12 protein-coding genes and 4 tRNA genes are annotated in these 15743 nt (G+C 65.4%); 11 read left to right on the top strand and 5 right to left on the bottom strand.

What is annotated here, in order from left to right; genetic code table 11:
- Positions 1-8 precede the first annotated feature (8 nt).
- Together VMV82_01490 and VMV82_01495 are read right to left on the bottom strand one after the other, a co-directional pair.
- The gene (locus VMV82_01490; protein ID HUY40230.1) at positions 9-1628 is read right to left on the bottom strand and encodes a DUF4231 domain-containing protein; all 1620 of its coding nucleotides are present in this window, start codon (positions 1626-1628) and stop codon (positions 9-11) included.
- On the bottom strand, positions 1621-2748 hold the full coding sequence (locus VMV82_01495; GenBank protein HUY40231.1) for a patatin-like phospholipase family protein: 1128 nt from the start codon (positions 2746-2748) through the stop codon (positions 1621-1623). The genes VMV82_01490 and VMV82_01495 overlap by 8 nt, the downstream gene beginning before the upstream one ends.
- 60 nt (positions 2749-2808) lie before the next feature.
- Here VMV82_01495 and VMV82_01500 point away from each other — a divergent pair, with 60 nt between their 5' ends.
- On the top strand, positions 2809-3630 hold the full coding sequence (locus VMV82_01500) for a hypothetical protein (GenBank protein HUY40232.1): 822 nt from the start codon (positions 2809-2811) through the stop codon (positions 3628-3630).
- Here the strand turns inward: VMV82_01500 and VMV82_01505 are convergent.
- Positions 3627-5156, bottom strand: a complete 1530-nt coding sequence (locus VMV82_01505) for a DUF2723 domain-containing protein (GenBank protein ID HUY40233.1) — start codon at positions 5154-5156, stop codon at positions 3627-3629. The genes VMV82_01500 and VMV82_01505 overlap by 4 nt on opposite strands.
- 678 nt (positions 5157-5834) lie before the next feature.
- On the opposite strand from VMV82_01505, the gene VMV82_01510 reads away from it, so the two are divergent.
- From VMV82_01510 to VMV82_01540, 7 genes are all read left to right on the top strand, one after another.
- Positions 5835-6650, top strand: a complete 816-nt coding sequence (locus VMV82_01510; GenBank protein HUY40234.1) for an S-layer homology domain-containing protein — start codon at positions 5835-5837, stop codon at positions 6648-6650.
- 156 nt (positions 6651-6806) lie between these two features.
- A complete protein-coding gene (locus VMV82_01515) occupies positions 6807-7481 on the top strand; it encodes a response regulator transcription factor (protein HUY40235.1) in 675 nt (224 codons plus the stop codon).
- Positions 7478-8779 (top strand): HAMP domain-containing sensor histidine kinase, encoded by a 1302-nt coding sequence (locus tag VMV82_01520; protein HUY40236.1) that lies wholly within the window; start codon positions 7478-7480, stop codon positions 8777-8779. Before VMV82_01515 ends, VMV82_01520 begins: the two co-directional genes overlap by 4 nt.
- Entirely contained in the window at positions 8776-11817 is a 3042-nt protein-coding gene (locus tag VMV82_01525) for an efflux RND transporter permease subunit (GenBank protein ID HUY40237.1), read from the top strand. Before VMV82_01520 ends, VMV82_01525 begins: the two co-directional genes overlap by 4 nt.
- Positions 11814-13067, top strand: a complete 1254-nt coding sequence (locus tag VMV82_01530; GenBank protein HUY40238.1) for a TolC family protein — start codon at positions 11814-11816, stop codon at positions 13065-13067. The genes VMV82_01525 and VMV82_01530 overlap by 4 nt, the downstream gene beginning before the upstream one ends.
- Positions 13064-14221, top strand: coding sequence for an HlyD family efflux transporter periplasmic adaptor subunit (locus tag VMV82_01535; GenBank protein HUY40239.1), 1158 nt, complete (start codon positions 13064-13066; stop codon positions 14219-14221). The genes VMV82_01530 and VMV82_01535 overlap by 4 nt, the downstream gene beginning before the upstream one ends.
- 168 nt (positions 14222-14389) lie before the next feature.
- Positions 14390-14737 (top strand): hypothetical protein, encoded by a 348-nt coding sequence (locus VMV82_01540; GenBank protein HUY40240.1) that lies wholly within the window; start codon positions 14390-14392, stop codon positions 14735-14737.
- Between the two features lie 54 nt (positions 14738-14791).
- Here VMV82_01540 and VMV82_01545 read toward each other — a convergent pair.
- Both VMV82_01545 and VMV82_01550 read right to left on the bottom strand, forming a co-directional pair.
- Positions 14792-14866 (bottom strand) — tRNA-Val (locus tag VMV82_01545).
- A 30-nt stretch (positions 14867-14896) separates the two neighbouring features.
- Positions 14897-15328, bottom strand: coding sequence for a thioesterase family protein (locus VMV82_01550; protein HUY40241.1), 432 nt, complete (start codon positions 15326-15328; stop codon positions 14897-14899).
- 98 nt (positions 15329-15426) lie between these two features.
- On the opposite strand from VMV82_01550, the gene VMV82_01555 reads away from it, so the two are divergent.
- The 3 genes from VMV82_01555 to VMV82_01565 all read left to right on the top strand — a co-directional run bounded on the left by VMV82_01555 (position 15427) and on the right by VMV82_01565 (position 15706).
- Positions 15427-15501, top strand: a tRNA-Val gene (locus VMV82_01555).
- Positions 15502-15505: 4 nt separating this feature from the next.
- A tRNA-Asp gene (locus VMV82_01560) sits at positions 15506-15582 on the top strand.
- A gap of 51 nt (positions 15583-15633) precedes the next feature.
- A tRNA-Phe gene (locus VMV82_01565) sits at positions 15634-15706 on the top strand.
- Positions 15707-15743 lie beyond the last annotated feature (37 nt).

A 15743-nucleotide genomic window follows, 5' to 3' on the forward strand; every position in this document is an offset into this window, starting at 1 on the left:
GCAGCTCCCTAGACGACGACGATCTGAAGCGGGCGCTCGCGACGCGCAATCAGCCAATCGGCCTGTTCGACGAGCGCAGCGCGGCCGAGGCTCAAGAGGACGTGTCGCGCGTTGCCTCGCTTGTCGCGCGCGATGCTCAGGAGATCGCGCCGTCCGCGATCGAAGACGCGGAACATCCGCTCGTATCGCCGCGCATTTCCTTGAAGGTTTTGCTTGTTCGCGTAGTCGGCCAGGATCGCAGCGAGCATTGCCCCGAGCGCAAGCGGCACGCTGAGGAGATTCTCGAGAATGGCCGTCGTCCACCCCGGCCACGCCAGCGACGAAGGAAAGAGCGCTTGCGCCAGCTGCCCGCGCGCTCCGAGCGCGACGGCCGCGGCGATCAGGCAGACGATGCCGGCGCCGACGCCCGCGGCCATGGTGCGGTTCAACGCACGGTTGCACGCCGCTTCGCGCCGCCCGGCTCGGTAGTAGTACTGCCACTGCAGCCGGACCCAATCGCGACAGACCTCATGGTCGGGCGAGGCGTCCTCGCACTCGCTCGTCGCGCAGTAGACGAGATGAAAATAGCGCAAGGCCATGCGAATCCACTGCAACTCGCCTTCCTGCATGTGCAGGTACGATCGATCCACCAGCTCGCGGCGTTCGCCGGCGTAGTACCAGGCGTTCTGCACCCTCAGCGCCTCGGCGAGAGCGCGATAGTCTTGGTAACGGTTCTCGTAGTCGTTCTTGCGCGCCAATCGATAGGCGACGAATGCCGCGGCGAGACCGGCGACTTTCAGAATCGACGGAAGATGGCCGACGATTTGCACGGCGGCTGCGAGTAGGGCGAACGCGAGAAGCAGTACGCGAAAGAAATTCGTGCGCTTCTGAAGGCGATTGGCGACCGCGTCGGTCCTCTCGACCAGGGCATGAAGGCTCGCTCCGTCCGATGCGTGCGCCTGCAGCAGGTCGAGGTTGTACTGGTCGAGATGCCGTACGATCGTCTCGTATTCGCGCTCCATGCCGGTATCGTGCAGAAACCGTTGCGGAAAGATGCGTCTGAGCGCGTAGGCATCCGAGGGCGGCGTACCGGCCGAGCGGGGCGTGACGATGTGATAGACGGGCCCGAGATCGGGGAGGTACGGAATCTCGGCGACATCCGCGTCGAGGCCCGGCAGGCTCGTCGTGCGCATCCGGACGACGTCGGCCGTGCCGCCTTCACCGCGCCCGGCGTCGCCGTCCCAAAACGCCACGAGCACGTGACTGTACTGCGCGAGAAAGGTCCCCGCTGCGAAGTACCCGTTCTCTCTTTGCGCCGACGCGACGACGATGCGCGCGCACTTCTCGAGTAACCGGCGAAAGCGCGGAAGCTCTTCGGACGAGAAGTCTTTTTCGTATTCGTCGACGGGCATTGGGAGAACCGCGATAACCGGAGCGCTTCGTGCCATCGCTTCCTCGGCCGCCAGGCTGTCCGCGCCGGTGGCAAGGCCGGAGAGGACCACGAGGGGAACGTGCGGGCACGACGCCGAGAGCTCGCGAAGCGCCGTGCGAAACGTCTCGCGCAGCGGCGCCTCGTCGCGTGGTGCGATGTCGCGGTGACCAGTCACGCCGATCACGAGCGCAACGCGATCCGCCGGAATGTCAGACATTGGAATGCGTGAGGAAGCGTTCGAAGGGGCGCATCGAGACGCGCCTTTGCGCGAGGGCCGCGCCGACGAGCTTTAGCTCTTCGAGGTGGTCGATATTGTCGAGCGGCTGCACCGTCGCAGGATCGATGTGCTCGAGACCCAACGCGTCGAGGCCGGCCCGGGAGAGCTCGACGTCGTAGCGTGCGTACGTGAAGAGCTTTGCGCCGCCGGGGCTCGGGACGCCGGCGAGGTCGCCGAGCTCGAGATCGAGCGCCTCGCCGGCTTCGACGCGGCCGAACGCGCGGCACAGTACGTCTTGCTCGACCGACGCCGCGTGAATGAGCGCCGAGGGAATCGCAGAGGCGTTGTACAGCAACGTCATTTGCTCGGGCCGTAGCTCTGCGATGCTCTTCGGCCCGACGCCGGTTCCGACGGAGACGAGCAGCATGCGATCCTCTCCGACAGGCCACGCGACGCGGTACGGCTCGAGCGTCGCCATCAAGAAGAGCTGGAAAGCGGGGTTGTTGTAGACCGTGATCGCTCCGTCGACGAAGATGAAAGAGCGATCTCCGACGGTGATGACCTCGGGCGGAAAGTACGTTGGTGCGGCCGTGCTCGCGCGCACGAGCTGCCAGAGCGGCAAACGCAGATTGCAGTCGCGAAGCGTTGCGTCGTTGAACATCGCGCGCGGGTTGTTCGAAATCGGCCACGGCGAGTTTGTCGTGGCGTTGCGCATGACGAGCAAGAGCAGCGTCCGCAGATCGCCGCTCTCGAGCGTCGTCTGCTCCCCGATGACGTTCTGAAGGATGGCGCGGAGGTTGTCGGCAGTAAACCGGTTGCGGAAGCGCTCCCGCATGCGAGCGGGAGCGAACATGGCAGCTCCGGATTCGAGGTAGAACGTGCGTATGCGCTCGACGGAAAATCCGAGCGCCAGGCAGGTGGCGATGATCGCGCCGGTGCTCGTTCCGCCGATGTAGTCGAAGTACTCGGCGAGTACGAGATCGGGTGCGGAGAAGCGCTCGCGAAGCAGCGCTTCGATTCGGGCCAAGACCTCGATGGCGATGATGCCTCGAATGCCGCCGCCATCGAGGGCGAGCAGTTTCTTGGGTCCGGGTGCATCGAGCTTATCGTGGAGAGACACGGTCGGCGGCGGCTCCTTGAAGCAGGCTCACAGCTGGTTGCTCCAGAATTTGCTTCAGCCATGGGACGACTGCTCCTGGGACTCGCCGTCCTTTTGGCCTGCTTTTCCTCTGCAGCGTACGCGGCGGGAGGGAACGCAGCGCCGCCGCCGTCACCCGCTCTTTCTGCGCTCAACCCGGAGTTCTTCGTAGCAACGTACGGCGCGTCGGGCGCCGATGCGTCGACGAGCTCGATGCTCTCTCTCGGCGTCGGAACGGAACTCTACAAGGAAGTCGCGCGCCACGTCTCGCCCGCGGCGGCGCCGTGGATCATTCCGCAGCCGCAGTGGACTACCGACGATCTCGCGCGGCGCTGCGCGACCGATCCGCAGGCCATCGGCGGCGTTGCGATCGTCTACTATCAGGGCTATGCAACCCATTTCTACCTCTTATGGCAATCGGAGACGACGACGCTTGATCTCTTTGCCGAAGTGATCGTCTGCAATCACTCCGCCTCTCGGCCGCCGCCGGCGACCGGCATTGTGGTGGCGACGATCATGGAGCTTCCCGGCGCAAACGGAACCGACTGGCAGGTCCGCCGCACGCAAGTCAGCATTCCGCTGATCACGCTTGCCGGCGCCGGGTCGGTACTCGCGAAAGGGTCTACCGCCAATAAAGGCGGCACAAACCTCACGACGAGCGTGCTCCTCGGTTCGATCTTCAATCAAGCCAGCTCGCGAGACATCCCCGGCTACAGCGATCCGATCAGGTTGCGCCATGCCGCGCAGCACGTGGGCGTCGACGTCGTCTTCGCGATGCATCATTTCTGCAACCCCGCGCAAGGCGAGCCGGCGCCGTCGCCGCAGCTCGCGAGCCTCTGTACCGCGCTCGGGCTCTCGCGCTAGCGCCCGACGAACTCGTACAGGGAGCGGCCGAGCATCGGCCCGCCGACCGGACGAAAACGGGGATCGTTCAACGTTTCTCCCGCGGCGGGGAGCGCGTAGACGGGCTCGCGCCGCGACCACGCCGCGTACCGTGACGCCAGAGAGAGCGGATGCGCGGCGACGATCGTGCGGGTGGCAAGACTCCCATCGGCGTAGGCCCCGTACGCAAGCGTCGTAGCGTCCGCCCACGGCGTGACGACGATTGCGTGCTGCGGAACCGACTGCGCGATCCAGGTGAGGAGCGGGCGGCTTGAGACGCTGCGCTGCATCGAGGCGACGTCCGCATTGGCAATGCCGAGGTGAATCGCATTGCCGATGAGCACGAGCGCCCAGACGATGCGTCGCGGATCGATCGTCCAGGTGAACTCGACGGTGATGGCACCGGCGAAAAGCGCTGCGATCCAGAGCGGAAGCATGAGGTAACGCGAGGGGTCGCCTTCGGCGGCAGCCAAGCCGAATGCGATGAAGCTTGCCGAGATCGCGCCGGCGATCAGCATGATGCAGATCGCGCTGCGCCGCTGCAGCAGCAGGATGATTCCTAGGCCGGCCACGACCACGAAGACGATGTCGTACGTGGTGTGGATCGTCGCATAGAGTCCTTGCAGATACCCGAGCCAATGCTGTGGGTTGGCGACGTTCGCCCAGAGCGGTGCGGCGCCGAACGGCGCGCCCGAGACCTCGGTGACGAACCCCGCGCGCGTGCTCGGAGCATTCGCGTCCCAGTAGACGCGCGCGGCCGGCGGCGCGAGCATTTGCGTGGGGTCGATTGGATGTTGCTCGATTCCTGCCGCGCGTACCGGGAGATAGAGATAGGAGCACAGCACGAGCGCGAGCGCCATGAGCGACGCTCCGGCGTTCGAGAACGTCACGTGGCGTATGCGCGCGACGAGTGCGACCACGATGCAGGGGAGCAGCCACAGCGAAACGGGGTGCACGGCGAGCGCCGCTCCCCACGACGCGGCGGCGCCGACGATGTCGCGCGTTCGCTCGTGCTTGAGCCAACCGCATAAATAGTAGAGCGTCATCGCCTGGAAGAGCAGCGCGAGATCCTGTGTATCCGCTTGCGCGCCATGCATCCAAATGCTGCGCGCCCATGCGAAACACAGAAAAGCGCCGAGCGAGGTGACCGGCCCGATTCCAATGCGAATGGCGGTGATCACGCCCACGACGCAGGTGAGCGACATGCAGAGCGCGCCGAAGAGGTTCATGCGATAGGCAAGCGAGTCGACGGCCACGGCATGCGAGAAGAGCCAGCCGAGGAGCACGAAGATCGGATAGCCGGTGGCGTGAGGGATCCCGAGAAGGTACGGCACGCCCTGCATCTCGGCAAGGTCTCTCGAGGCGACGTCATGCGAGAGAGAAAAGACGTACGTCAGCATCGGTATGAGAAAGGCCAGCGCGACCACGATGCGATGGCGATGATGGTGCGCCGCTCGAACTGCGTGATAGCCGCCGTGGGCCATGCGCGCGTAGCCGAGGTACTCCAAGAGTCGTCTCCTTTCACGCCACCCGCGAGAAACGGTAAAACGCGGCACGCATGAGACGTGCCGGGGCCATCGCGTCGCATTGCCCGGCTGCCGCACCGGGTCCTGCTGGGTCGCCTCTCGGGCAAGTAGGACGTGGGCCGGTTTCGCGTTAGGCGTCCAGCGCTCGCCTGCCGAAAGGCGGCGCCTGACGTCGTTTCACCTGCGGTTCCGAAAATCTCTGTATGGGTACGTTGTACCGCATGAACGAGCCGGTTCCGAGCATGCGAATTGACGCGCTCGAGGTGCAAACGCCGATCCTCGACGTTCGCCAACAGCCGCACGTCTATCAGATCCGCGGCGCCATCCGCCACGATCCAGAAGCATTGCTTGCCGTGGAGCATCCGCATGTACCGGTCGACAAGACCGAGCCCCGTGGCGTTGTGCGGAGACGGCGTGGCGCAGGAGTAGTTGCGAAAGGAGCCCTTGAGATGAATGTGCCGGTCTGCGCTTGTGCGGCCTGCACGTGCGAGGTTCAACGCCAGGGCGATCGATGCTCGCAAACGTGCCGCGAGTGCGACGAACGCGCCGAGGTCTGTCTCTGCGCGCATCCGGGCTGCGCGGGCGGCGAGGTGGAAGAAGAGCTCTTTAGAGCTTCCTCATAAGGAGGGAGAGCGACGGGCCGCGCCGCACGTCGGCTCCATGCGCGCAGCCGTTGTCACGCTCTTCGTCCTGCTGCTCGTCGTGGCGTGTTCGCACGTGCAGCGCGTGCAGCAATCGGAGGCCGCGGCCACGGCAAGCGCACTCCCAACCGCTGCGCCGAGTCCGTCGCCGACCCCTGCGTACGTCGATATGCACGGCGTCGCGGCTGCGCCCTATATCGACCAGCTCACGCAACTGCAAGTGTTCTGGCCACCCGGCGGTCTCTTCGAGCCGGCCAAGCCGGTACTGCGGCGTGAGTTCGTCCGGTGGCTGATGCGAGCGGATGCAACGATCTGGGCCGCACATCCATCGGTAGTGCTGCATCCGGCGCAGCCGGGCGCGAAGCAGTATTTCAAAGACGTTGCAACCGACGATCCGGATTTCGCCGCCATCGAGGGCATGCACGATGCCGGCATCGTCATTGGATATTCGAACCGAACATTTCGGCCCAACGTCGCGATTACGCGCGAAGAGGCGCTCGCGATCAAAGCGTACGTGGACTGCGGCGCACCGGATCCCATGATCGCCGACGACCTCGCGCAGGCGTATTACGAGCTTCCACGGTGGAAGGACGCGCATCGCATCTCGCACGCCTACGTCGCGGCAATCGCGAGCTGTCTCTTGCAAGACCAAGGAACGACGCAGGAGAATCGGCTCGACACGATCGCGCGAACGTTCGGGAGCATCTCGGCCCTGCAGCCGCAGCGTCCCCTCGATCGGGCGGAGGCGGCGGCGATGCTCTGGGAAATCGGTCAGCAGAAGCCGGATTTGACGAACTTTCCGCCGCGTACGGCAGCCGAGGCGCTCGCTCCTTAGGGCGACGCGAGAAGCCTGACCGTTAGGAGCACGAACTCGTCGCGCGGCGGTGCTCGGCCAGCCGAGGCTGCCGCCTTGCCAGGGTGGCATTTCAGCGGCATCGTATGCGGGCGCGTTCATGTTGCGTTCATTTGTCCCGGGTACTCTGGATGAACGGTGCGCATTCTAGTCATCGAAGATGACGAGCCGCTACGAACGCTTCTGCGGCGGGGCCTGAGCGAGGACGGCCACGTCGTCGATGCGCTCGCCGACGGCCGCGATGCCGACGCCTACCTGGCCGGCATGGCATACGACGTGCTCATCCTCGATTTGATGCTGCCGCACGAGGGTGGCCTCTCGATCCTGCGGCGCATGCGCGCCTGCGGCGACCGGACGCCGGTACTGATTCTCACGGCCCGCGATTCGGTCGACGACATCGTTGCCGGACTCGACGCCGGCGCTGACGACTACATGTGCAAGCCGTTTGCATTCGCAGAGCTCGAGGCGCGGCTGCGCTCGCTCGCACGGCGCCCGACGGATTGGGCCGGCGACGTGCTCAGCGTCGACGACGTGTCGTTCGACTGCGCGACTCGTGAGGCGCGGCGCGGGGACCGGCAGCTCGACCTGACGGCGAAAGAAGCGGCCTTCCTCGAAATCATGCTGCGCAACCCCGGTCGCACCGTCCCGCGCTCGATGCTCGAAGCGCGCTTGTGGGATCGTGAGACGGATCCTGAATCCAACGTTCTCGACGTCTACGCGCGGCGGCTACGCATGAAGCTCAGCGCCGGCGGCGAGGTTCCTCTATTGCACACGATACGCGGTATCGGATTCCGGTTCGAGAAGCAGGAGTGAGCATACGGGCACGGCTGACCCGGACAGTCGTCGGCGTCGTGGTCTTGGCGATCGTCGTCTCCGGCGGTATCTCGTTCTTCGTCGTGGACCGTACGCTGCGCTCCAGCTTTCACGCACAGCTCGATACGCTCGTGCGCTCCGTCGCGGGCGCCGCCGACATTCGCGACGGACGTTTGAACCTCGACGCTCACGACATGCTCCAGATCTCTCTGGTGCACGCCGGGACGCCCTTCGCGCTTTTCGACCGCGCGCATCACCGGGTCGTCGGCGATCTGCTGCCGCCGCCCGCGGAGCGCGCAGGCCTCGCCGTTGCAACCGCGCCCGTGAGGCGAAACGGGATCCTCTACGGCTGGGCTGCCGCCTGGGAGCCCGAAGGCTGGATCGGCGCCTTCGATCGATGGGTGATCGGCGCGACGATCGCAATCGGGCTCGTCCTGGCGGCGGTCGGCATCGCACTCTCTCGCCGAACGGTCGGCGCGGTCCTCGCGCCCCTCGATGAGATCGCCTCCTTGGCGGAGCGCATCGAAGCTCACGACCTCTCCTCGCGGCTGCGCTCGACCGACGACGGTGAAGTCGGCCGCATTTGCGCTTCCTTCAACCGCATGTTAGATCGTCTCGAGCACGCGTTCGCACGCGAACGGCGATTCGTCGCGGACGTGTCGCACGAGTTGCGTACTCCGCTCGCCGTCATCACGGCGGAAGCGGAGCTCGCGTTGCGCCGAGATCGCGGCGGTCAAGAGTATCGTGAGGCGCTCGCTTCAATTCGGCGCGAGGCCGAACGCTTAGGCGAGCTAACCGGGGAGCTGCTCGAGGCCGCGCGTTCGCAAGTCGACGCGCAGGACGTGCAGAGGCTCGACCTGTCCCGCATCGTTACCGACGTCGCGAAGCGCGTGCACTCGGCGGCAGAGGTCCACGGCGTCACGGTGCTCCTCGATGCCAACGGCGCGGAGCCCGCCCGTGCGAACGCCGCCACCGTCGAGCGGGCACTGCTCGCGGTGGTGCACAACGCAATCCAGCACGCGGGGAATACGGGCACGGTGCTGCTGCGCGTCTTTGCGACCCCGAGCGTCGCCTCAATCGCCGTTGCCGACAGCGGCCACGGTTTTAGCGACGAGGCGCTCGCCCACGCAACCGAACGTTTTTGGCGAGGCGACGCGGCGCGTGCGCGGGGCGGCACGGGGCTCGGCCTCGCGATAGCACGAGCGATGATCGAATCCGGTGGAGGCTCGATTACGCTGTCGAATCGCGCTGAGGGCGGAGCGCTCGTGACGATCTCCTTACCGCGGGGCGATGCGTGAAGCTCGAAGATTTTTCGATTCGCCACGAGCGCGTCATCCTATTCGTCGTAGCGGTTCTGGTGGTTCTGGGCGTGTGGAGCTACACGCAGACTCGGGCGGCGATCTTTCCGACGATGACGTTCTCACGGATCGACGTCGTGGCAGATGCGGGCAACCTGCCGCCCGAGCAGATGCACGTCAGCATCGGGATTCCTTTGGAGCGGGCGTTCCTCGGCCTGCCGTTCGTGCAGCGCGTCCTCACGACGTCGGCGCAAGGCAGCACGGAGCTCGCCGTTCAGTTCGACCCCAAAACGAACGCGCAGACCGACCTGCAGTACGTGGAAGCGGCCGTGGCGCGTACCCGCTCTGCGCTTCCACCGGACGCGAACGTTCAAGCGAACATCATCTATCCTCAGAGCGAGCCGATCCTGGAGTACGGCCTGACCTCCCGGACCTTCTCGCAGACGTTACTGAACGAATACGCCAGCTTGAATATCGTTCCGGAGATTTATGGCATTCGAGGATTGTACCGGGCCCTCGTGGTCGGCGGTCCGCAGCGAGAGTATCACGTCGAGCTCGATCCCGCCGCGCTCGCGTCCTCGAAGCTGACGCCAGCGAACGTGGTGAACGCCATCGCGGCGGCCAACGACATCGCTGCCGTCGGCATCTCGCAGGCGTACTCGCAGCGTAGCGCCCTGCTCGTGGACGCGCAACTCCGCAACGCCGCCCAGCTGGAGCGCATCGTCGTTCCGACCATCCAGGGCCCGGGCGTCACCGTCGGCTCGCTCGGGGCGGTGCGCCTTGGAACCGCTCCGGAGAGCGTCCAAATGTCGATCGACGCGACCCACGGCGTCGGCCTCAACGTCTATGCGCTGCCGGGGGCGGATCAAGTTCGACTCGCGGACGCCGTGAAAGCGCGCGTGGCGCGCGTCGCGTCCAGGCTTCCGGCGGGCATAGGGATTCGCCGGTTCTGGGATTCGACGAAGATCATCGTCGACTCGCAGAAGAGTTTACGCGATGCAATTCTGATGGGAGCCTTGCTCGCCATCGGCGTAATATTCTTTTTCTTGCGTAACGCGCGCATCACTGCGGTTGCGGCGCTGGTGATCCCTGCGGCAATGGCGATCGCCGTGCTCGCGATTCACCTGTTCGGCGAATCGCTGAATATCATGAGCCTCGGAGGCCTCGCGATCGCCGTGGGTCTGATCATCGACGACGCGATCGTCGTGGTCGAGGCGATCGCGCACACGTTACACGACGTTGCGCGGATCTCCGTGCAGGATGCGGTGAGAGCGGCGATGCGCAAGCTCGTCGCGCCGATGACCGCGTCGACGTTGGCTACCGTGGTGGTCTTTGCACCGCTCTCACTGGTCGGCGGCGTGCCGGGCGCGTTCTTTCAATCGCTCGCGCTGACGCTGACGTGCGCTCTGGTCGTCTCTCTTGGGCTCGCGCTCTTCGTAACCCCCAGCCTGTTTCGCCGCCTTTTGGCAACGCGCGTGCCTCGGCTCGAGAGCGAGGGCATTCATCGCGTCTTGGATCGCTACGAGCCGGTTCTGCGCTGGGCGCTTGCAAATAGGCGCGTCGCGTATGCGATGGGCGGCGGCATCCTCCTGGTCACCCTCGCGCTTCTGATGACGTTGCCGACAGACTTCTTGCCGAAGCTGGACGAAGGCCAGTTCGAAATGATCTACCGGATGCCGGTCGGCACGACGCTAGCCGCTTCCGATGCTGCAGCGCTGGCGGTGGAACGGATCGTGCTGCGCGATCCTGCGGTCGTCGCCGAGGGGCGTTTTACCGGCATCGACACGAACGGATACTCACCGACGCCTGTGCGCAACGGAACGTTCCGCGTGATGCTCGCGCCGCTCGGGCAACGCAGCGCATTCGACGCGGTCGCAAATCGGCTGCGCGATGGGATCGCGGCCGCCGTACCGGCGATGCAGCTCGACATCCATCAGATCCTCGAAGATATGATCAACGACGTTTCGGGGGCGCCGGCTCCGATTCAGGTCGTGATCGGCGGCTCCGATCAAAACGTGCTCGTGCAGACGGCAACGCGCGTTGCGGCGACGATTTCGCGCGTTCCGGGCGTCGCAGACGTCTTCTCCGGCGTACGGAGAGACGACCCCACGATGCGCTTAGAGCCGAACTTCGCGCGCCTAGCGCGCATGGGCGCCGACACGCCCGCGCTGGCGCAGGCGTTGGCGGCGGGAGCGCAAGGCACGATTGCCACGCAGCTCCCGGAGCAGACGATGCTCGTTCCGGTCAGGGTCGCGATGGCCGGCGCCGCCGGCAACGCCGGTGCCGTTGCAAACGCCGTCAACGTCGCCGGGGATGCGATTGCGTTCACACAGATCGCCAGTGCACGGATGGATCGCTCAACGACCGACGTCACCGACATCAACGGCGTGCGATCGATGATCGTTACCGCAAACGTCGGAGGGCACAGTCTTTCCACCGTCGTGGCCGGGCTGCGTCGCGCCATAGCGGCGTCGAAGGTCCCTCCCGGCTATACCGTGCACATAGAGGGCGCCTATCAAGCGCAACAAGAGTCCTTTCGTCAGTTTGCAGAGGTCATCGGCATCGCGTTGGTTCTCGTTTTCAGCGCGATGCTCGCGTCGTTCAAATCTTTTCGGCAGCCGATCGTCATCCTGACGGCGGTTCCTCTCGCGCCGATCGGGGTAGCACTCGGTCTCGTGCTGACCCATACGCCCTTCAACGTCTCGTCATTCATGGGCTTGTTGTTGCTGATCGGATTGGTCGTGAAGAACGGCATCCTGCTCGTCGATGCGGCCAATCGCTTTCGACGAGAAGGAAACGACGTGACCGAGGCGCTCGTGCTCGCCGGCCGGGAACGTTTGCGGCCGATCCTCATGACGACGTTCGCGACCATCGGTGGGCTCTTGCCGCTGGCCTTCGGAATCGGAGCGGGTGCCGCGATGGAACGGCCGCTCGCGATTGCCGTCGTCGGCGGGCTTTCGACGGCGACCGTCTTCACGCTGATTCTGATTCCGGTGATGTACGCTGCGCTGTGCACCGCAGAGGAGCCCGCGATATGAGAGCGCGCCGAGCCGTCGCCCTGATTGCCGCGCTCATTGCCGGCGCGGGTGCGACTCCGACTAGAGGCGTGCCGGCATTCGCCGCGTTGTCGCTCGCGGGCGCGGAGTCGACGACCATCGCGCGCGACGTATCCGTCCAAGAAGCTTACGCTGTCGTCGCGCAGCGGTCCGCCCTGCTGCACCTTGCGCGCGTTCGGGCCTATCCTCATCTCGTCGGCGATTACAGCCTTTCCGCGCAAGCTGGGACCACGCCGAACTCCACGCTCGAGCAGCATCTATTGAGCGTAGGAGCGGGAATCTCTTTGAACGACATCCTCGCGAGCGCACAGGCGACTCGCTCCGCTGCCGGCGACGTGCTCGCGTCGCAACGACAGGCGGATGCCGCTGTGCTCGCCGCGCGCGAGCGGGCGGTGCGATTGTACTACGGTGCACTCTCTGCCGTGGCACTCGAGACCTTTCGGGCCGCCGAGCTTGCTGGCGCCCTGCGTGACCGGAACGCTGCTGCGCTTCGCGCGCGCAGTGGTGAAGCTCCCGAGCTCGACGTGATTCGAGCGGACGTCACGCTGGAACAAGCGCGAGCCGACCTCGCGCTGGCAGCCGCGCAGCGCGTTGACGCCATCGGAGCGTTGGCGTCGGCAACCGGCGTCGAAGCAGCGAGCCTAGCGACAATCACGACCGAGCCCGGACCGCCAGCCACGCGCGGCGGAGTCGACGCGTACGTCTCTCGCGCGCTCGCACAGAGGCCTGAGATTGCCGCGCTCATGGCGTTGGTCGCGGCACGCCGAGCTGACGTCTCTCTCGCCAAACAGAGCGCGCTTCCGAGTGTGACGGCCAGCGGCGGAGTACAAGGAGGGGCAGACACCGGTCAACCCATTCACGGATCCGTGGCGGGGGTGCACGTCGATCTCCCGCTGGGATCGCCGGCCTCGTCGAATACGCAGATCGCGCGCGCGCAGTTCGATGCCGTCAGCGCGCAGCTTATCGACGTTCGGAGAACGATCGCGCTGGAGGTTGCCGCCGCCTTCGGTGATGCTCACGCAGCGGATGCGTCGGCGCAAGCCGCCGCAGCGGCTAGCGAGCAGGCCGCGCGCGCGTTGCGCGCGGTCGAATTAGGATATCGCGAAGGTGCAAGCTCGAGCCTCGACGTTGCCGACGCGCGGCGCACGTACGTGCAAGCATCGGTCAACGCGGTCGTGGCGGAGTACCTACGGGCGCAAGCGCATGCAATCTTGGAGGTCATCGTTCCATGAAACGACCGTTCGTCATCGTCGCGGTCGCTGCTGTCGGCGTCGTTCTCATCACATGGCTGGTCGTGCGAAGTCATCGCGGCGTCGTAATGCCGGCCGCGCAGCAACAGGTTCCGGTCGCGATCGTACGCTACGGGAGCGTCGATGAGACGATCGAGCTCGCGGGTCGCGTGGGGCCGGCCGCCGGCACGCAGACGAAGCTCGCCTTTTCGATTCCCGGAACCGTCAGCGGCATCGACGTAAGCCTCGGACAGCACGTGCAAAGCGGCACCATCTTGGCGCGGCTCGACGCGCGGCCTCTCGCGCTTGTCGCACAACAAGCGCAAGCCCAAGCGCAGGCCGCGGCGGCTCAGGAAGCGTACGCGCGCATCGACCGGATATCGGTGAGGTTGCGCGTAGACGAGGCCGAGCTTGCGCGTCAGCGCGTTCTTCTCGGCGCGGGCGTGGTTGCGCGCCGCGACCTCGAGGCGGTGCAAGCCACGGTTGCGAGCGATCGCGCGGACGTGCAGAGCGCGCGCGACGCGCTTGCGGCCGCCGAAGCGACGGCAGCCGCGGCAAGTGCTCGTGCGTCGTCCGCGCAGTACGATCTCTCGCGCTCGGCGCTGCGGGCGCCCTTCGATAGCGTGGTCGTCGGTGTCTACGCCCAACCGGGGCAAGTAGTAGACGCGACCGTTCCCATCGTTGCCGTCGCGGCGGCACAAACGTACGTCGCGACGCTCGACGTCCCGGTTACGGACGTTCCACGCATTGCGAGTGGGGATCTCGTTCATGTGAACGCCGCCGGGAGAACGTTCGATGCGCGCATCGGTGCGGTGGCGCCGGCGGTCAATCCTGCGACCGGTCTAGCAGAGCTCAGCGTTGAAGGCATTCCAAGCGACATCCCACCGGGAACCCCGATCGACGCGCGCGTCGTGTACGGCCACGCTCGCGGGCTCGTCGTACCGCAGAGCAGCCTCATCGCCGACCCGCAAACCGGGAAGCTGCTGACGTTCGTCGAGTCGCACGACCGGAGCGGCACTCAACGCTTCACCATCCGCAACGTGAGCGTCGGCGCGCAGGACGCGCGCTCTGCGATCGTCGGCGGCCTGTACGCCGGCGAGCGCGTTGCATCGCAAGGAACGATAAACTTACTGGCGCCGCCGTCAGGCGGCGATTGAACCCTGGATTCCGTTGAGGAGCGGACTCGATTTGGACTCCCAGCACGGCAGCCTTTCGGGCTTCCATGCCGCTCGCATAGGAGAATCCCTTTCCATCCGGTACAGCTTCTCAAGGCGGGGGCCGGTCCCACATGGTGTTACCCGATGCCCTCTGATGAAGGAGGAGCCGTGCGTTCGAAAACAGCGTTCTGTCTCGCACTCTTCGCCGCGTGTACCGTGGCGGCATGGGCGGCGACGCCTGCCGAACGAGCTGCCGTAGCGGCGCTCGTGCACTACGAGCGCGCTCACTACGGCAACACGGATGTGGAGCAGCCCGTATGTTTCATCATCCAGAGTTGGGCGCAATGCTCGTTCGGAACGGGCCACGGAAACGCGGAAGTCAATGCTTGGCTTCGTTATAAGAGCGGCAGCTGGCGTTTCTTGGGCTCCGGTGGCGGCGTCACGAACGCGCAGATGTTGGAGAAGTCGTACGGCATTCCGCCGGCGATCGCGCGCGCGTTCCAAGCAAAGCAGTAACCCGCCTCTCGAATATGCCGCCGCGCGAATGGCGCCAAGTATAGCGATGTCGGATGGTGGGCGGTATTGGGATTGAACCAATGACCTCTTCCGTGTCAAGGAAGCGCTCTCCCACTGAGCTAACCGCCCGTCCTTCGACGCAGCCTGGACGACAGCGGGTTATTCGTAGTTCTGCGGCGGCCCTGCTTCGAAGGCCGCGATGGAGGAGCGCCATTCGTCTGGGACTCGAATGGAGTGCCCGTGGCGAAAGTCGTACGCGACGAGCACGGTCTTGCCGAGCGCTGCAACGTAGTCGTGGTCGCGGCTCCAGATCTCGTGGCTCATCTCGAAGGACTTGTTGCCGACGTGCGACACCTTGCAGCCGACGGTGACCTCTTCATGGTACCGAAGCTGCTGCTGATACGTGAAGTCGAGCTGGGCGAGAATCATGCCGCGTTCGCCGTTGATCGGCTCTTGTACCACGCGCGTGAAGTACTCACACCGAATCGTTTCGATCCAACGGATATAGGCGACGTTGTTGACGTGCTGGAGCATGTCGACGTCCGACCACGGCACGGTGAAGGTCCAGAGCAGAGGGAAGCCGCTGATCATGGCGCGCGCATTCTCCGCTGGACAGATTGGGTCCGGCAGGGGTAGGATAACGCCTGTCCAAGACGAGGGGCTGCGCTGCTGAAAGTGGCCGGTGACGTGGGCGCGTAGCTCAGTGGGAGAGCATCCGCTTCACACGCGGGGGGTCGTTGGTTCAATCCCAACCGTGCCCACCACCGTGGCGCTGTAGCTCAGTTGGTTAGAGCGCCGCCCTGTCACGGCGGAGGTCGTGGGTTCGAGCCCCATCAGCGTCGCCAGTTTGGTAGCGGGCGCACCGTACGAACGATGCGCCCGTGTACGGGAGCCGAGCCAAGGTAGCTCAGTCGGTAGAGCACGCGCCTGAAAAGTGCGGTGTCGGCGGTTCGATTCCGCCCCTTGGCACGCCGTCGCGAGCGCCCGCAATGCGGGCGCTCGCTCA

It is taken from the genome of Candidatus Dormiibacterota bacterium, assembly GCA_035532035.1.
Classification (GTDB): domain Bacteria; phylum Vulcanimicrobiota; class Vulcanimicrobiia; order Vulcanimicrobiales; family Vulcanimicrobiaceae; genus Tyrphobacter.